We start from the raw sequence: 16,119 nt of genomic DNA, 5'->3' as shown, positions 1-16,119 counted from the left end.
CGTCGCAGTGCAGGGCACGGCAGGGCAGTTGCAGTCAGGAGTTGGGTGCCACCCGGATCACTGTCTTGGCGGTGCCCTTGCCGCGACCGAGGCGCCGCACGGCATCGGCCGTCTCCGCCAGGGGGAAGACGCGGTCGATGACCGGGCGCAGCCGGTCGGCGTCGATTTCGGCAGTGAGGTCGCGCAGTGCGTCGCGGTGCTCGGTGGACAGCAGTGTGACGAGCTTCTGTCTGCTCAGCGGATTGAGCAGCGCGGCACGCAACCCTCGGCCGAGGCCGCCGAGGGGGTCGCCTTCGGGTTCGGAGCCGACGAGGACCAGCGTCCCGTGCTCGCCGAGCGCGCGGCGCAGATCCTGCAGACTGCGATGTCCGCCGGTGTCGATGATGGCGTCGAACGGTCCGGCCGACAGCGGATCGCTCCGCGTATAGTCGATTGCCCGGGCGATTCCGAGCCGTTCGGCCAGCGCGACCTTGGCCGTACTGCAGGCGCCGGTGACCTCTGATCCGCGGCCGACTGCGAGCTGAGCGGCAAAGTGCCCGACACCGCCGGCCACGCCGAGGATCAGCACTCGCTGGCCGGCTTGCACCTGTGCGGCGTCACGGACTGCGCGCAGTGCGGTGGTCGCCGAGACCGGCACTGCGGCGGCCTCCTCGTGGCTCAGTCCCGCGGGCTTCGGCGCCAGTTTGTCGACCCGCGCGCGGGCGTACTCAGCCAGGGACCCGGCCCCCATCTGGGCGGTGCCGAACACCTGCTGGCCGACGGCCAGTCCGCTGACGTCCGGGCCGAGGGCGTGGATGGTGCCGGAGAAGTCGCTGCCGAGCACTCGGGTCCCGCGCAAGGGCATCGCCCAGCGGACCGGACGCGGCCGACCTTCGAGCAAGTGGACCAGCCCGGCATCGAGCCCTGCGGCCACCACGCGGACGATCACCTCGCCCGGTCCGGGCGCTGGGACGGGGACTTCGGCCCTGACGAGTGCCTCGGGGCCACCGTAGCGAGTCTGCACGATGGCGTTCATTGTGGTTGTCGTCGATGCAGTCATTGTTCTCAATCCTCATTGTCGGAGGGGTACTGGAACACGTCTTCGAGTCCGACCCCGAAGGCCCGCGCGATCCTGAATGCGGTCTCCAGCGACGGTGCATAGCGGCCCTGCTCGATGGCGATCAGGGTCTGTCGGGTGACTCCGACCTGTTTGGCCAGAGCGGCCTGGGTCACCTCGCCGGCTTCGAAGCGCAGCCTGCGGATGTCGTTGCGCACGCGGGTCGCCTTCACCACGTCGCCCCCCCTCACTGCGTCTCCTTGAACGCGTCGCCTCCTCACCATGTCGCGGAGAACCCCGTCCGGTAGGCGATGATCTTCGCGATCGATCCGAGGATCGCGGAGAGGAAGAAGCAGAGGTAGATCGCGTTGGCGATCCAGAACACATCGGCGCGCAGCATCGCGAGGACCAAACCGGACAGTGCTCCGGTGACGACGAACGACTGACCGATGAGCTCGGCCCAGCGGCCGATCTGGCGGTCGCGCTCATCGCGACCGCCGGCCTCACCGTCGGTGAAGACTCCGGAGGCGGCGTGGAGGATGACCGAGACGACGACCGAGCCGCCGATGGTCCACAGCATCGGACCGGCGAATGACAGGTCGGTCAATTCCGGTCCGGCGGCGGTCGATCCGCGCTCGGCGGTACCGGAGGGGCCGGTGAATAGCAGGGCGAGGTATATCGGGTACCCGATGACGGCAAGCACGAGCATGATCCAGGCGCTGCGCTCCTCGGGAGCCAGGCTGATCCGAGCCTTCTCGGACGGCGGGTGACCGGAGGGCGAGCGCGCGGATGGCGTGTGTTCGGAACGTGTGGGTTCGGAAGACATCGATCCTCCTGGGTGTCAAAGATATGTGACACCTTGAATGTAATGAGTATGCGACATCATGTCAAGGATATTTGACATAAACTGCATATTCTCGCATGGCTTGGGAGTGCCGGCGGTCGAAAGAGCGACCCTGCGTCGCACGCACCGTTGCTACAGTCGCCGTATGTCTGCCCCTCAACTGGACAGCCGTTACGAGAAGCACTTCCGTCCGGTCCCTTCGGGTACCCGGAGAACCTCCGACGTCTGGCGCTGGCGGCGTTGGTGCGTACACCGGGAACACATCGGCGACCCGAGGGCAGACGTGCGTGTCGTGATCATCCATGGCGGCGGCGGCAATACGGCGGCGATGTGGCCGATCGCAGCCCACATCGCGCACCTCGGCGCCCACGTCACGGTCGCCGACCTTCCCGGGTACGGAAGGACGCAGCCGCTGGCCGACAGTCGCGTCACCTATGCCGACTGGCAGGACCTGCTCGTCGACCTGGTCGAAGGGCTGCTCGCCGAGGACGACAGACCGCTCATTCTGTTGGGCGCCAGCATGGGCGGAATGCTCGCGCTCGATGTCGCCGCGGTCGTGCCCCAGGTCAGCACAGTGATCGCGACGTGCTTGCTGGACCTCTCGGACCCGGACGTGCAGAAGCACGTGGTCCGCAGTCCGCTGCTGGTGCCTCTGAGCAACATGCTCGTGAGCGCCGTCCACGGCCGCGCCGAATCGGCCCGAATCCCGATGAAGCTCGTGACTCCGATGGAAGACGTCTCCAACGACCCCGCCCTCAGCGCCGAGGTGATGGCAGATGGCCGGGGCGGCGGAGTCCGGATGCCCCTCGGCTGGTTCGCCGGACTGCTCGAAGGCGGCCCGGCGGTGCCCGCGGAGGAGTATGCGGGGGCTCCGGTTGTGCTCGTCCACCCGGCAGAGGACCGCTGGACGCCTCCCGAGGTCAGCCGCAACTACCTCGACCGTCTGCCAGTGGAGACGCGCTATGTAGAGCTGCCCGGCTGCGGTCACTTTCCGGCGGAGAAGCCCGGGTTCGACGTGCTGCTCCGGACCGTCACCGAGGTCATCGCTGAGTTCTCGGAAAGCTGGACCGCGAGGCGCGAGGGATTGGCCGACGCGCGAGGAACGCGGTGAGGGCGCACGAGGAGCGCGGGGCCGGCTTACGAAGAGCGCGGAGCTGACGAACGTGCCACTCGGAACCCCACGTCGTCGATTGCGAAGGTTTCCATGCTGCGGCGTCGGACACCGGCCCGGCAACTCCATGGAGGATCCGCCCAGCCGCCGCCCTTGAGGACGCGATACGTGCCGTAGACCGCCGGATCATAGAGGTCCCAGCACCACTCGAAGACATTGCCGAGCATGTCGTAGAGACCCCATGCGTTAGGAGCCCTGCCGCCCACAGGCTGCGCCGATCCGCGAGAGTTTGCACGGTACCAGGCGATGGTGTCGAGGTCGCCATAGCGCGGGCCCGAGGAGCCGGCCCGGCACGCATGGACCCACTCGGCTTCGGTCGGCAAGCGGTAGCCGTCGCTGCTCGCGATCCATCGGACGTCACCGTCGCGGACCAGGTAGGCCGGGGTCCGGCCCTCGCTCTCCGACAGCCGATTGCAGAATGCGACGGCGTCCAGCCAGGAGACCTCGGTGATCGGTAAGGAGTCGGCGGTGTCAGCGCGGTCGGCGCCGGACCCCTGCCGGGCCGGTTCGGCTGTGCCGACAGCCTCGCTCACCTGGCCTGCATCGGCAGCCGCGGTCGCCTCGGCGAGTGACCTGTACTGCCCGACCGTGACCGGGGTCGACGCGAGGAGGAAGCCGTCGACATCGACGGTCCAGCTCTCACCGGTCCGCTGGTCCGAGATGACAGCGGACCCGGGCGGAATCTCGACCATCGTGATCGGCTTCGGTGTCATGTCGTCAGGTCGGCGTTCCCGTCCGTGCCGCCTTTGCTGCCGGCGACTTCAGGCTCACCATCTCTCGCTCACAGGCTCACGAGCAGCATTGTCACCAGCAGCACGACTCCGGAACCGGCCAAGGTGACCGAGGTGTAGCCGAGGATGTCACGCATCTTCAGGCCGGCGATGGCGAGCACCGGGAGCGCCCAGAACGGCTGGATCATGTTCGTCCACTGGTCGCCGTACGCCACTGCCATGATCGCGATCGACTGGTCCACGCCCATCTGATCGGCGGCGTTGAGCATGATCGGCCCCTGCACCGCGAATTGACCTCCACCCGAGGGCACGAAGAAGTTCACCAGCCCGGCGGACAGGAAGGCGAGCATGCCAAAGGTCGTCGGGTTCGCGATCGCCACGAATGCGTCGGAGAACACCTGGATGAGTCCGGTCACTGTCATGATGCCCAGGATCCCGGCGTACAGCGGGAACTGGAGCAGGATCTCACCGACGTTGGACGCCGCCTTCGCAGTCAGATGGATGATCTCGAACGGATTGCGCACCAGCAGGAGGATCAGCGTCAGGAAGGACCAGTTGACGATGTCCAGCGTCAGGGTTCCGCCTGAGGAGAAGTGGATGACCAGGTAGGCCGCCAGCGCCAGGCCGACAAGCAGCGTCAGAACCCGCGAGGCATCAATGCGGTCTGCAGGCGTCACCACATCCTCTTCACCTGGGTCATAAGCTTCGGAGCCGACCTCGCCGGGCAGTTCGGTCACCGGATCGTTCTTCTTGGGAGCGATCAGGAGGAACAGCGAGCCGCACACGATGATGACGGCCAGGGCAGCCAGCATGTTCCACGGCGTGAACGTGGTCTCGGTGACCGGTACGACGCGGCCGGCCGCCTCGTGCATGAAGGAGCCCTCGGTGGCGGCGGTCAGGGGGCCCGAGCCGGAATACCCCATGTGCCAGACGACATATCCCGAATAGCCGGCGGCCACCAGCAATGGAAAGTGCACCTTCATGCCGCGCTTTCGCGCCTGCACCGCGACCTCCCGTGCCAGCAGGGCGCCGACCACCAGGCCCAGCCCCCAGGTGATGAGGCTTGCCAACGCCGCGACCACGAAGACGAAGGTGTAGGCGTAGACCGGAGATCGAGGTACCCGCGCCAGCTTTCCCAGAAGCAATCGCACCGGACGAGTGTTGGCGAGCATGTGCCCGAGCAGCAGGATGAGTGCCATCTGCGTCATGAAGGCGAGCAGTCCCGAAAGCCCGTCACCCCAGCCCTTGATGATGGCCACGGGACCGGAATCAGTCAGGAGCAGGGCCAGGACTGCGACGATGATGGTCAGGACGATGGCGAAGACCAGGGCGGAGGGAACCCACCGTTCGAGGAAGTTGTTGAAGGGGCGCATGATTCCGCGCCGCGAGGTCTGCGCGGGGGGCGGAGTGGTCTGCTGAGACATCGTGATCTCCTTGGTCGACGACAGTGACGACACGTGGCGAGCGGTGGCAGGGCCGGCAGGAGTGCCTACCGCCGCCCGGACTCACATGTGAAGTGTATGTGAGAATGCCGTGCTTCAGGTGACGGTGGCGCCCTGCGGGGTGTTGGCCTCGCGCGGGCAGGTACGCCCGTGGCGCAGGGACTCGCCCTTGCGCGACAATCAGGACCGGTGCCGGGAGCGATACGGTCGGAGCATGCCGCCCCGCATCTTCACCGACGACGATCTCCGCTCCCTCCTCACTCCGCAGCTGGCGGTGACGGCCATGCTCGAGGCGCTCGCCGCCCACGGCCGAGGCGAACTTGCCGCTCCTCCGCGCGTCACCGCTGACCTCACGGCTGACCTCGGCAGCGACGGCGGACGCCTGGTCTTCACCGCCGGTGCCACACCCGCCCACTTCGGCTACCGGTCCTACGACACCCGACGCCTGCCGGAGTTCGAACAGGTCGTCGTCGCGCACAGCGCCACCACCGGAGCCGTCGAGGCGCTCGCGATCGGCAATCTCATCGGCCCGCGCCGCACCGGCGGGCTCGGGGGAGCGGCGGCGAGCCTGCTCGCCGGGCCGGGACCGCATGCGATCGCCGTGATCGGCTCCGGGGTTCAGGCGCGGAACCAGCTGTGGGCGATCACCGGTGTGCTCGACGTCGTCGAGGTGCGCGTCCATTCGCCTCGCGCCCACCGCCGCGAGCGCCTGGCCCAGCACGCCCGCGCCCACTTCGACGTTGAGGCGCGAGCGGTCGCCTCGGCCGAGGAAGCGGTCAGCGGGGCGAGCATCGTCATCCTCGCCACGACCGCCTCGGCACCGGTACTCGACACCGCGTGGCTGGCCCCCGACGTCCTCGTCCACACGCTCGGCACCAAGACGCAGAACGCCTCCGAGATCCCGGCCGACCTCCTCGGCCAGGCCTTCGTCGTCTCGGATTCCCCGGGGCAGCACCTCGCCGAGGACGGTCCGCTGTTCCCGCCGGCCGGGCCCGAGGCGGTCCTCGCCCTGGGGCAGGTCGCGGCCGGCGCGATGGCTGCGCCGACCAGCGGCAGGCGCGTCTATCTCTCCTGCGGCCTGGCCGGGACCGAGGTGGCACTGCTGGCCGCGCTCGCCTCGGCGTCGGCGTAATCGACAGGTCGGCGCAGGAACTCACGTGGAAAGTTCCCCACAGGAGGGGCTTGACCCTCACGTTGCGTGAGGGGCGAAGGTGGTGGCATGAACGAGAATCCCAGCGCCGTCGGCCCGGCCGGCACGCCACCGTCCAACAAGCTCACTGACTCCATCGAGCCCGACCGCACCGCTGAGTTCGTCAGCCCCGTCCCGGTCCCGGCGCTGGATGCGGTGCCGCCTGATCTGTACCGCGGGATCTACGGGATGCCGATGTTCGTCACCATTCCCACACCCGACCTCGCGGAGTCGGCGGCCTTCTGGGAACGGGCCTTCGGGTTCTTCGACCTGTTCAGCATCCCGGGGCGGCTGACGCACCTGCGCCGGTGGGCCTTCCAGGACGTGCTGCTGGTGCCCATGGACCAGTTGTCAGCCACCCAGCCGTCCGGGGAGCTCCCGCACCTGACCGTGAGCTTCGCGTGCGTGCTCAGCCAGGTCGACACCATCGCCGAGGCGAGCGAGTCTGCCCGACCCGGGAGCACCTCGGGCCCGCGGAACACTGCCTGGAACACCGTCGATGTCGAAGTGGTCACGCCCGAGAACGTGCGGGTGATCTTCACCGCCGGCAAGCCCTTCGACCCGGACAGCGCGGCGGACCGGAACCTGCGAGAGGTGGGCATCTCGCCCCATGCGGAGTGACGGCGCCGGAAACTGTGCTCAGGATGTGGGCGCGGCGAACTGCCCTCAAGCAGAAGCCGACCGAGGACCCACCGGCCGGCTCCTCGGTCGCCCAGGTTCCATCAAGCAGTGGTGCGCTCGAGGTTGTGCCGCAGCTGATCCACACCGGGACCGTCGAGTTCGTCGAGGTATGCGGTTCGCCCGGCCATGCTCATCACGAGCGCGAGCGTCGATCCCGTGACCAGCGGGCCGGTGCCCGCGGCGAACGGACCGTCGGCGGCGCGCAGCTGCAGACCGGAAGCATGAGTGCGGCTGTCGACGGCGAAGTCACGTGCGGCGAAGAATTCGGCCACGGGCGTGAGCGCTTCGACCTCGGGCGTGCGCGTGAGGCCCAGCGAGCGGCGGATGTCCTGGGCGTGCACGACAATCTCGCCCAGGTAGGCCGCCGTATGCCCCGAGGGGGCGGTTGTGCTGCTGACGATGGCGCGGAAGCGCTCCAGCGTCTCACCGGGTGTCCCTCCCCGGTGCTCGTTCAGCCTCCGCTGGTTGTGCACCTCGGGTCGGAATCGAGCACCGATCATGCTGCGCAGCCACCGCCATTGGTTCATCGTCGCCGCAGAGGTGAGGTGGGCGACGACCTCTTCGACATCCCACTGCTCGCAGAGGGTGCTGTGCCGCCACTGCGCGGGACTGAGCTGTGCGAGATCCTCGGTCAAGGCGGCTCGCTCGCCGCGCATGAACTCCCACAGCTGGTCCTTCTGTCTGCTGCTCATGCCGGTCACCTCTTCACTCGTCGGCGCCGAGGCGCCCGGTCGGCCGGTGGCCCCGCTGCGGCCGCGAGCCGGGAGGCCCCACTTCCCGTCAGCCGCTGGGGATCGACCTGTCGTCCTGACACCGCGAGCAGCAGGTCGATGGCGTCGCCCTCGACCTCGCCCTCCCCGTCGTCTCCCGCTCCCCAACTGGTTCCGGTCTTCCGGTCGATCAGCCGGACACCGGCCGTTCGCTCCCGCCCGCCGCCGAAGGACACGGGCGTGCGCAGCTGATACTCGAGGGCCTCCGCGATCGCGCCCGCCGGGTAGTTTCCCACGAGACCCAGTGGCCGGCGGATGTCCTCGCCGTGCACGATCACCTCGACCAGACGCGTCGCGAGGTTGGCGGGTGGGGTTCGGGTGAGGTTCGCTGAGTCCCGCAGCGCGGCGACCGTCTCCAGCGGGTCCGAGCGCTTCTCCCGGGCAATGCCTCGCTCGTTCGCTCGGTCGAAGTCCAGCCGCGCGGCGATCAACTCGCGGACGAAGGACAGGCGACCCGTCCGGGCCGTATCCACCAGGTGCGCCAGGACGTCATGGACGTCCCACCCCGGGCAGAGAGAAGGTGTGCGCCACTGATCGTGGTCCAGGTCGGAGAGATCCGCTGCGAGCTGCAGTCGTACGGAATGGACCGTCTGCCAGATTGCCATTGCTGACCCGTGCATGCCGGCTCCTTCGTCGGATGGTGGTCAATGGGATGGGATGACTACTGAAACTGTAGTTGACACTACTCTATCGAGAGTAGGATGTGTCAATGGCTTCTCGGCGTTCTTATGGCTCCTACAACGACGGCTGTGCGGCGGCTCATGCCCTCGATCTCATCGGTGAACGGTGGACGATGATCATCGTGCGCGAGCTCCTGCTGGGGCCCAAGCGCTTCACCGACATCCAGCGGGACGTGATCGGGATCGGACCCACCGTGCTGACGCAGCGCCTGCATGATCTGGAAGGCCACGGGATCGTGCGGCGGCGACAGCTGCCGGCGCCGGCACGAGCAGATGTCTACGAGCTCACGGAGTGGGGCAGCGGGCTCGAGTCCGTCAACACTGCGCTGTCACTCTGGGCGGTCGAATCCCCGGCACTGCCGATCGAGGCGGACATGAGTCCGGACACGGTGGTGCTCGCAATGCGCGCGCACGCCCGCGCCTCCTCGGGGGCACGGGAAGGGCAGCGTGTCCTGCTCAGCCTCACCGACTCCCGACTTGGGGATTCCGAGCCGGTCACCTACCTCGCGGCAGTGACCGAGGAAGCCACGACCATCCGCAGAACGCTGATGCCGGAGTCCGCTGACGCCGAGGTGTCTGCCACCACCAAGGACTGGAAGGCGTGCGTGATCGGGGGAGCGGCGCTCGAAGAGCTCCCGGAGATTCGCGTGGTCGGCAGTGCCGAGGCGGTTCGACTGCTCATATCCGCGACCTCCTTGGGCGGTGGGACCCGGGCTGCGGGCTGAGTGCTGAGCATTGAGTTCTGAGTCGACTTCGCCGAAGCCGCACCGGCGTCTGTCGACGGTCGATTGTGCCCTGCGCCACTCCTGCACGATGATCGAGGCATGCCGGTCCGCCATGTCCTCCTCGCGCTGTCCGTCGTCGTGATGTGGGGGATCAACTTCATCGCGATGGACGCCGCGCTTCAGCACTTCCCGCCGTTCCTGCTCGCCGCACTGCGCTTCGCCGTCATCGCGATTCCCACGCTCCTGCTCGTTCCCCGTCCGCAGGTGGAGTGGAAGTGGCTGATCGGCTACGGCCTGGGATTCGGGACCCTGCAGTTCCTCTTCCTGTTCTGGGCGATGGCGGAGGGCATGCCGGCCGGCCTGGCGTCGCTGGTCCTGCAGTCGTCGGCTCCCTTCACGGTGCTGCTCGGAATGGTCTTCCTGCGCGAGCGGCTGACCGGCATCCAGGTGGTCGGAATCCTCATCGCAGTCGGCGGGCTGACGGTTGTCGGCTGGTACCGCTGGGAGACCGCGAGCGTGGTTCCGTTCCTGCTCACGCTCGCCGGCGCTTTCGGCTGGGCGTTCGGCAACATCTGCAATCGCCAGTCCGGCACGACCGAGCCGGTCCGCCTCACGATGTGGATGTCGATCGTCCCACCGGTGCCGATGCTCGCCCTGTCGCTGGCCGTCGAGGGGCCGGCCGAGATCGCCGAGGCGTTCGCCGGGGTGGGCACGCAGACCGGGCTGCTCGCGCTTGCGGGCCTGGCCTACCTGGTGACCTTCGGCACCGTGATCGGGACCGGCATCTGGACCTGGCTCATGGCCCGGCACGAAGCGGGGGTCGTCGCGCCCTTCTCCCTGCTGGTGCCGGTGGTCGGGATGTCGGCGGCGTGGCTGGTGCTGGGCCAGACGGTGTCCTGGCAGGAGCTGGGCGGCGCCGTGCTCATCGTCGGCGGGGTGTTCCTGGGGTCGATCAGGCTGGGCAGGTGGCGGCGGGCGACGCGGCGCTGGACGGTGGACCCGCGGCTGCAGCCGGGGACGCAGCCGGGAACCGCGACGACGACTTGAGCGCAATCAGCTGAGCTGGGCGCGTGCACATCTGAGCCGGGCGTGTGCGCACCTGAGCCGGGCGCGCAGGGTGTCGAGCTGGGTGAGCTGCTCGCCCAGCTCCGCGGTCGAATAGCTCAGGGCCGTCGGGCGCCGTTAAGGTTGTCGTCGAACTCTGACGCGCCGTGAAGGTTGACGTCTCCCTGCTCTCCCTTCTCCTAGGAGACCCCCTGTGTCCACATCCCTGACTCGTGCCGGTGCGCGGGACGCTCCGACCCCGGAGGAGCGCCAGAGCGTCCGCCTGACGCTGCGGCGCCCGGGCTGGCTCAAGACCGAGATCCTCGGCGGACTCGTGGTCGCCCTGGCGCTCATCCCCGAGGCGATCGCCTTCTCCATCATCGCCGGCGTGGACCCCCGGGTCGGCCTGTTCGCCTCGTTCACGATGGCGGTGACCACCGCGATCCTCGGCGGTCGGCCGGCGATGATCTCCGCTGCCACCGGCGCGGTCGCGCTCGTCATCGCCCCGCTGGTCGACTCCCACGGCATCGACTACCTCATCGCCGCCGTCATCCTCGCCGGCATCTTCCAGGTCGTCCTCGCGCTGGTCGGCGCGGCCCGCCTCATGCGCTTCATCCCCCGTTCCGTGATGGTCGGCTTCGTCAACGCGCTGGCGATCCTGATCTTCATCTCCCAGGTGCCCGAGCTCATCGGCGTGCCCTGGCTCGTCTACCCGCTGTGCCTGCTCGGCCTCGTCATCGTGTTCGTGCTGCCCAGGTTCACCTCCGCGGTGCCGGCGCCGCTGGTCGCGATCATCGTGCTCACGCTGCTGGTCGTGATCTTCTCCTGGGACGTGCCCGACGTCGGCAGCAAAGGCGAGCTCCCGGAATCGCTGCCCTCGCTGCTCTTCCCGAACGTGCCGCTGAACCTGGAGACGCTGCAGGTCATCGCTCCCTATGCCCTGGCGATGGCGGTCGTCGGACTGCTCGAATCGCTCATGACCGCCAAGCTCGTCGACGACATCACCGACACCCGCTCGAACAAGACGCGTGAATCCTGGGCGCAGGGTGTGGCGAACATCGTCACCGGCTTCTTCGGCGGCATGGGCGGCTGCGCGATGATCGGCCAGACCATGATCAACGTCAAGGCCTCCGGCGCACGCACCAGGATCTCGACGTTCTGCGCCGGCGTGTTCTTGCTGATCCTGGTCGTGGCCTTGGGTGACATCGTCGCGCTGATCCCGATGGCCGCGCTCGTGGCGATCATGATCTTCGTGTCCTGGGCGACGTTCGACTGGCACTCCATCCGCCCGAGCACGCTCGCCCGGATGCCGAAGTCGGAGACGACCGTCATGCTGACCACCGTGATCGCCACCGTGTGGACCAACAACCTCGCGATCGGCGTCGCCCTCGGCGTGCTGGTGGCGATGGTCGCGTTCGCCAACCGGGTGGCCCACTTCGTGACAGTCAGGCGGGAGCTCATCGAGGAGGACGGGCGGTCGACCGCCCGCTACACCGTCGAGGGCGAACTGTTCTTCGCTTCGTCGAATGACCTGTACACGATGTTCGAGTATGCCGAGGACCCCGAGCACATCATCATCGACATGCACCAGTCCCACCTGTGGGATGCCTCCACCATCGCCGCACTGGACTCCGTCACCGACAAGTACGAGAACTACGGCAAGCACGTCGACATCGTCGGACTCAACCAGGCCAGCCGCCGCATGCGCGTCCGGCTGGGCGGGATGGTCAAGAGCGGCGAGTAGCCGCCTCGTACTGCAGCGCCACAGCGCCCGAGGCGAATGTCACCTGATTCACCAGCGTGAGCTCGAGGGGTGCGGACAGCCCTGCGAGCAGGGTCGGCCCGTGTCCGACGGCGCGCGGGTGCACGACGAACTCGTACTCGTCGATCAGGCCGAGTTCGGCCAGTGCCAGAGGGAGTGTCACGCCGCCGACGAAGATCCCGTTCCCCGGCTCGCGCTTGAGCTGCTGGACGGCCTCCTGCAGGTCACCCTGCACGAGCTCGGAGTTCCAGTCGACCTGGTCGAGGGTGCTGGAGACGACGTACTTCTGTGCGGCGTCGATCGTCCGCGCGAAGGGGTGAGTCCATTCGGGCATGGTCTCCAGCGCCTGGGGGAGCCGCCACGCCTCTTCCATCATCTGGTAGGTCACCCGGCCGAACAGAAGGGCATCGGCCTGGGCGATGTTGTTTGCATGATGCTGGTGCAGCTCTTCGTCCGGAATGCCGACGCGGTGATCGCAGCAGCCGTCGACGGTGACGTTGATGGAGTACCTCAGCGGTCTCATCTTTCGAGAGTACAGACCGGTGGGCGGGGATTCTACGCTCACTCCTGAGGTGATTCGATTCGCTCACTCCTGAGAAGACTCGATCCCGGCGCTGCGCCGCAGATCGGCAAGGAAGCCGTCGGTCTGAGCGCGGTTCCGGAGGCGCACCACTGTCAGGTGCGCGTTCTCCGGCGCCTGCAGGATACGGAGGTAGCGCGGCCGGTTCATGTCGACGATCGCTCGCGACCATGTCAGGACCGAGTGGTCCCGCCAGGCCAGGAAGAAGTCCGCGCGGGGTTCGCGGTTGCCGTTCCACAGCTCCTCGCGGGTCACCGTCCTGCGGATCGAGCGGCGGGCGGACTGGGTGATCATGCGCGAGCGGATGGGATCCAGCCAGACGACGGTATCGGCGCCGTCCAGCACCTGATTGCCGAGGATCCCGCGGTAGTTCCCGTCGATCACCCAGCTGCCGCCATTCACGGCTTCGCTCATGAACGCCGCGACCTCGGAACGCATCTGGTCGGGCTGTGCCCGTGTCCAGTTCGCCTGCCAATGCAGGGAGTCGAGCTCGAGGCGGGGGACTCCGAGCGTCTGGGCGATGGCGGCGGCGATCGTCGACTTCCCCGAGCCTGCAGTGCCGATGACCGCGATCCGCGTCATTGCGTCATGGTAACTGCACGTTGCTTCAGCTCGGGCTGTTCGCAGTGGATCCACGGGCCGAGGCGGCACAGGCGCCCGGAAGAAGCTGATGTTGAGCAGTTCACTTGGCGGACAATTCCGAGTACTCCAAATGCTGCGTCATGAGCGCGACCGCGCGAACATGATCCTTCAACACGACTGATTCCAGCATGGCCCCGTGTTCTTCGGCGCATGCCTTCAGATCGTCGATCGGGGTCGAATCGAATGCACCGCAGATCCGCGTCTGGTCGCGCAGGTTGCTGATGCATTCTGCGAGCCTCCGATTTCCGAGCAGGGAGACCAGGAACATGTGGAACTCGTGGTCGGCGTCAAGAATGGCGAACCGATCGTCGAACTCAGCGATCGATTTCGATCGTGCATACAGCTGCTCCGCCCGTCGACGTTCTGAGGCAGACAGCCCTCGCTCTGCCAGCTTCTGGATTGCGGCAACTTCGAGGATCGCTCTCATCTCCCGGACTTCATCGAGGTCGTGCCGGGTCATGGTTCTGACCCGAAAGCCGCGATTCCGCACCACTTCGAGCAGGCCCTGAGCGACGAGGTCCATCAGGGCCTCGCGCATCGGCGAGTTGGAGATCCCAAGATCGCGGGCCAGGGAGTTGGCCGAGAGAATGGTGCCGGCGCGGACCTCGCCTTTGAGCAGCTCGCCCTTGATGAACTGCGTGGCTTTCTCTCGCAGGGTCAGGTGTTCACCGAGCGGAATGCTCTCGTCAGGCATCGCGGCTCCTTTGTCACAACGCCGGCGGATCCTGGAGTGGATTCCCGCACAATCCGAAAAGCTGGAAATCCGTCCATGGCTTATCGGTTATCCGTAACCTACTATGTGACCTACAGCATAGTCGAGGCTGTCTCTAGGCAAGGAGGCCTTGAGTTGTACGAGCACATCGAGCAGCCGCTTCAGGTGGGGCCGCTTCAGCTGCGCCGCCGCGTCTATCTCCCGGCGCACCAGCCGGGCTTGGCCAAGGACGGCAAGCCCACTGAGGAGTACATCGCTTACCACCGAGCCCGCGCCCGAGCTGGTGCGGCAATGCAGGTGACGGGCGCCAATCCCATCAGTCCCTCAGCCGAGTGGAGCGGCATCTGCCTGTGGAATATCGACGACTCCATCATCCCGGGGTATCGCGCTGTCGCGCAGGCGGTGCACGAAGAAGGAGGGCTGTTCCTGGCTCAGCTGGCCCACCCCGGGCCGACCGAGTTCGAAGGGCGCGAGGTGTTCGGCCCTTCGCTCGACTTCTCGGAAGTGAGCCAGCAGGTGGCGGTGCCCGCCTCTCGTGAGCAGCTCGCGAAGGTGGTCGCCGACTATGCGGCGGCAGCCCGCCGGTGCGCGGAGGGGAACCTCGACGGCGTCGAGATCAGCATGGCCCACGGCCTGCTGCTGGGCGCCTTCCTGTCGCCGCTGATGAATCATCGGGACGACGAGTACGGCGGAAGCTTCGAGAACATCCTGCGCCTGCCCCGAGAAGTCCTGCGAGCCGTCAAGGAGGCGATCAGCCCGAATATGGCGTTGGGCATTCGGCTCGGAGCAGATGATCTTGTCCCCGGTGGAATGACTCCCCAGCTGGCGGCCGAGGTGGCGAGGGCCCTTGAGCCCGAGGTGGACTACATCAGCGTCATGGTGGGGAACAACAACCGGCGCGAGGCCAGGGTCAAGCACTGGGCGCCCACCCCGATGGAGCACGGGGGATTCCGCGACGTCGGACGTGAAGTGTGCCGGCAGGTGTCCAAGCCCGTCGCGATCGTCGGGCGGATCACCGAGCTCTCCATGGCCGATGACATCATCCGCTCCGGCGACGCGGACCTCGTGGGCATGGTCAGGGCTCAGATCGCAGATGCGCAGCTGATCCCGCTGTCCCTGAAAGGGGAGGCCGCGAAGGTGCGCCCGTGCGTCGGCGCCAACGTCTGCGTCGACACCCTGCTGGCCGATAAGCCGCTGCGCTGCATGGTGAATCCGGATGTGGGGGATTCGCGGCTCGTCGAGCAGCTGCCGTCCCTGTCAGGTCGATCAGCGCTTGTGGTCGGCGGTGGGCCGGCCGGGCTGGAGTCAGCCCGGCGGCTGGCGCTCAGAGGCGCTGAGGTCACACTCATCGACAGGAACGAGCGCCTCGGCGGGGCCATGCTGCAGTGGACCAACTCCGTGAGCAGGCGCGAATTCCGCGACATCATCACGTGGCAGGCGGACCGATTGGAGGAGCTCGGCGTCACGCTCCGGTTGGGCACGGAATTCTCCGCCGATGTGGTGCGGGAGGTCGAACCGGATCACATCGTCGCTGCGGCCGGTGCTGCCATGCGGCAGTCTGCGGTGCCCGGCGACGCCTCGGTCGAGCTCCTGCCCCTGCAGGACCTGGAGAACGTCGAGGTCAGCGGGCGGCGGATCGTCGTCCACGATGTCATGGGCCGGCTGGGGGCCGTTTGGCTGGCGGAGAGGCTGAAGGAGCGCGGCGCCTCGCCGGTCATCACCACGAGCCGACTGCATGCGGGCGAGGGGGAGGGCGTCAGCACCCTGTACCCGGCGCTTCGCCGCGTGGCAGAGCTCGGAATCGAGACCCATTCCCAGGTCGAGCTGAAAGAGGTCTCCGACGGATCGCTGTGCCTGTCCGGATCGTTCGGGGGCGCGGACTCGCGCATCCAGTGCGACGCCTACATCAACCTCGATCTGCTCGTGCCCAACCGGCTGGTCGGCGGACCGGCGCTGCCCGGTCCGATGACGACCGTCGGGGATGCGGCACGGCCCCGCGATGTCGCCTCGGCGTTCGCGGACGCCCGCGAGCTCACTGACGTGCTCCTGTGAAGCCGCGAACGAGAATGAGAACCCCAATCTCACCAGCAATGCCCGCAATCAAAGAAGA

17 protein-coding genes are annotated in these 16,119 nt (G+C 67.4%); 7 read left to right on the top strand and 10 right to left on the bottom strand.

The annotated features are described in order from the left end of the window. Positions 1–34: 34 nt before the first annotated feature. Genes LXN01_RS06435 through LXN01_RS06425 form a run of 3 tightly spaced genes read right to left on the bottom strand, consistent with a single transcriptional unit; the run spans position 35 to position 1,862 of the window. Positions 35–1,039 carry an NAD(P)-dependent alcohol dehydrogenase gene (locus LXN01_RS06435; RefSeq protein ID WP_236863790.1) on the bottom strand — a complete coding sequence of 335 codons (1,005 nt, stop codon included), beginning with the start codon at positions 1,037–1,039 and terminating at the stop codon, positions 35–37. A 5-nt stretch (positions 1,040–1,044) separates the two neighbouring features. Continuing rightward, positions 1,045–1,272, bottom strand: a complete 228-nt coding sequence (locus tag LXN01_RS06430) for a helix-turn-helix transcriptional regulator (protein WP_236863853.1) — start codon at positions 1,270–1,272, stop codon at positions 1,045–1,047. Positions 1,273–1,313: 41 nt separating this feature from the next. Continuing rightward, a complete protein-coding gene (locus tag LXN01_RS06425; RefSeq protein ID WP_236863789.1) occupies positions 1,314–1,862 on the bottom strand; it encodes a hypothetical protein in 549 nt (182 codons plus the stop codon). A 301-nt stretch (positions 1,863–2,163) separates the two neighbouring features. Here LXN01_RS06425 and LXN01_RS06420 point away from each other — a divergent pair, with 301 nt between their 5' ends. Then, on the top strand, positions 2,164–2,991 hold the full coding sequence (locus tag LXN01_RS06420) for an alpha/beta hydrolase (protein ID WP_236863788.1): 828 nt from the start codon (positions 2,164–2,166) through the stop codon (positions 2,989–2,991). Positions 2,992–3,017: 26 nt separating this feature from the next. Here LXN01_RS06420 and LXN01_RS06415 read toward each other — a convergent pair whose 3' ends face one another. Together LXN01_RS06415 and LXN01_RS06410 are read right to left on the bottom strand one after the other, a co-directional pair. Beyond that, complete coding sequence (locus LXN01_RS06415) at positions 3,018–3,764, bottom strand: formylglycine-generating enzyme family protein (protein ID WP_236863787.1); 747 nt, start codon at positions 3,762–3,764, stop codon at positions 3,018–3,020. Positions 3,765–3,832: 68 nt separating this feature from the next. Beyond that, a complete protein-coding gene (locus tag LXN01_RS06410) occupies positions 3,833–5,206 on the bottom strand; it encodes a short-chain fatty acid transporter (RefSeq protein ID WP_236863786.1) in 1,374 nt (457 codons plus the stop codon). A 232-nt stretch (positions 5,207–5,438) separates the two neighbouring features. On the opposite strand from LXN01_RS06410, the gene LXN01_RS06405 reads away from it, so the two are divergent. Together LXN01_RS06405 and LXN01_RS06400 are read left to right on the top strand one after the other, a co-directional pair. Next, the gene (locus LXN01_RS06405) at positions 5,439–6,356 is read left to right on the top strand and encodes a hypothetical protein (RefSeq protein ID WP_236863785.1); all 918 of its coding nucleotides are present in this window, start codon (positions 5,439–5,441) and stop codon (positions 6,354–6,356) included. Positions 6,357–6,443: 87 nt separating this feature from the next. Beyond that, a complete protein-coding gene (locus tag LXN01_RS06400; RefSeq protein WP_236863784.1) occupies positions 6,444–7,034 on the top strand; it encodes a VOC family protein in 591 nt (196 codons plus the stop codon). A 101-nt stretch (positions 7,035–7,135) separates the two neighbouring features. Here the strand turns inward: LXN01_RS06400 and LXN01_RS06395 are convergent, their stop codons facing one another. Together LXN01_RS06395 and LXN01_RS06390 are read right to left on the bottom strand one after the other, a co-directional pair. Next, entirely contained in the window at positions 7,136–7,786 is a 651-nt protein-coding gene (locus tag LXN01_RS06395) for a maleylpyruvate isomerase family mycothiol-dependent enzyme (RefSeq protein ID WP_236863783.1), read from the bottom strand. 5 nt (positions 7,787–7,791) lie between these two features. Further along, on the bottom strand, positions 7,792–8,484 hold the full coding sequence (locus tag LXN01_RS06390; RefSeq protein ID WP_236863782.1) for a maleylpyruvate isomerase family mycothiol-dependent enzyme: 693 nt from the start codon (positions 8,482–8,484) through the stop codon (positions 7,792–7,794). An 89-nt stretch (positions 8,485–8,573) separates the two neighbouring features. Here LXN01_RS06390 and LXN01_RS06385 point away from each other — a divergent pair, with 89 nt between their 5' ends. From LXN01_RS06385 to LXN01_RS06375, 3 genes are all read left to right on the top strand, one after another. Further along, positions 8,574–9,269, top strand: a complete 696-nt coding sequence (locus tag LXN01_RS06385; RefSeq protein WP_236863781.1) for a winged helix-turn-helix transcriptional regulator — start codon at positions 8,574–8,576, stop codon at positions 9,267–9,269. 99 nt (positions 9,270–9,368) lie between these two features. After that, positions 9,369–10,316, top strand: coding sequence for an EamA family transporter (locus tag LXN01_RS06380; protein WP_236863780.1), 948 nt, complete (start codon positions 9,369–9,371; stop codon positions 10,314–10,316). Between the two features lie 211 nt (positions 10,317–10,527). After that, the gene (locus LXN01_RS06375; protein WP_236863779.1) at positions 10,528–12,057 is read left to right on the top strand and encodes a SulP family inorganic anion transporter; all 1,530 of its coding nucleotides are present in this window, start codon (positions 10,528–10,530) and stop codon (positions 12,055–12,057) included. Here LXN01_RS06375 and LXN01_RS06370 read toward each other — a convergent pair. From LXN01_RS06370 to LXN01_RS06360, 3 genes are all read right to left on the bottom strand, one after another. Then, the gene (locus LXN01_RS06370) at positions 12,041–12,598 is read right to left on the bottom strand and encodes a dihydrofolate reductase family protein (RefSeq protein ID WP_236863778.1); all 558 of its coding nucleotides are present in this window, start codon (positions 12,596–12,598) and stop codon (positions 12,041–12,043) included. The genes LXN01_RS06375 and LXN01_RS06370 overlap by 17 nt on opposite strands. Positions 12,599–12,661: 63 nt before the next feature. Further along, positions 12,662–13,237: a P-loop NTPase family protein gene (locus tag LXN01_RS06365; protein WP_236863777.1), complete on the bottom strand. Its 576-nt coding sequence runs from the start codon at positions 13,235–13,237 to the stop codon at positions 12,662–12,664. A 100-nt stretch (positions 13,238–13,337) separates the two neighbouring features. Beyond that, complete coding sequence (locus LXN01_RS06360; protein ID WP_236863776.1) at positions 13,338–13,991, bottom strand: GntR family transcriptional regulator; 654 nt, start codon at positions 13,989–13,991, stop codon at positions 13,338–13,340. A 153-nt stretch (positions 13,992–14,144) separates the two neighbouring features. Between LXN01_RS06360 and LXN01_RS06355 the strand changes: the two genes are divergently transcribed. Next, on the top strand, positions 14,145–16,061 hold the full coding sequence (locus LXN01_RS06355; RefSeq protein WP_236863775.1) for an oxidoreductase: 1,917 nt from the start codon (positions 14,145–14,147) through the stop codon (positions 16,059–16,061). Positions 16,062–16,119 lie beyond the last annotated feature (58 nt).

Source organism: Brevibacterium daeguense (assembly GCF_021729135.1).
Classification (GTDB): Bacteria; Actinomycetota; Actinomycetes; order Actinomycetales; family Brevibacteriaceae; genus Brevibacterium; species Brevibacterium daeguense.
The sequence above is the reverse complement of the archived record's forward strand: the minus strand, read 5'-3'. Positions and strand labels throughout refer to the sequence as shown.

Bases quoted from the DNA above. Each gene is read 5' to 3' on its own strand.
- LXN01_RS06435 (WP_236863790.1), bottom strand. From the start codon at position 1,039: ATGACTGCATCGACGACAACCACAATGAACGCCATCGTGCAGACTCGC.
- LXN01_RS06425 (WP_236863789.1), bottom strand. From the start codon at position 1,862: ATGTCTTCCGAACCCACACGTTCCGAACACACGCCATCCGCGCGCTCG.
- LXN01_RS06415 (WP_236863787.1), bottom strand. From the start codon at position 3,764: ATGACACCGAAGCCGATCACGATGGTCGAGATTCCGCCCGGGTCCGCT.
- LXN01_RS06410 (WP_236863786.1), bottom strand. From the start codon at position 5,206: ATGTCTCAGCAGACCACTCCGCCCCCCGCGCAGACCTCGCGGCGCGGA.
- LXN01_RS06405 (WP_236863785.1), top strand. From the start codon at position 5,439: ATGCCGCCCCGCATCTTCACCGACGACGATCTCCGCTCCCTCCTCACT.
- LXN01_RS06400 (WP_236863784.1), top strand. From the start codon at position 6,444: ATGAACGAGAATCCCAGCGCCGTCGGCCCGGCCGGCACGCCACCGTCC.
- LXN01_RS06395 (WP_236863783.1), bottom strand. From the start codon at position 7,786: ATGAGCAGCAGACAGAAGGACCAGCTGTGGGAGTTCATGCGCGGCGAG.
- LXN01_RS06390 (WP_236863782.1), bottom strand. From the start codon at position 8,484: ATGCACGGGTCAGCAATGGCAATCTGGCAGACGGTCCATTCCGTACGA.
- LXN01_RS06385 (WP_236863781.1), top strand. From the start codon at position 8,574: ATGGCTTCTCGGCGTTCTTATGGCTCCTACAACGACGGCTGTGCGGCG.
- LXN01_RS06380 (WP_236863780.1), top strand. From the start codon at position 9,369: ATGCCGGTCCGCCATGTCCTCCTCGCGCTGTCCGTCGTCGTGATGTGG.
- LXN01_RS06370 (WP_236863778.1), bottom strand. From the start codon at position 12,598: ATGAGACCGCTGAGGTACTCCATCAACGTCACCGTCGACGGCTGCTGC.
- LXN01_RS06365 (WP_236863777.1), bottom strand. From the start codon at position 13,237: ATGACGCGGATCGCGGTCATCGGCACTGCAGGCTCGGGGAAGTCGACG.
- LXN01_RS06360 (WP_236863776.1), bottom strand. From the start codon at position 13,991: ATGCCTGACGAGAGCATTCCGCTCGGTGAACACCTGACCCTGCGAGAG.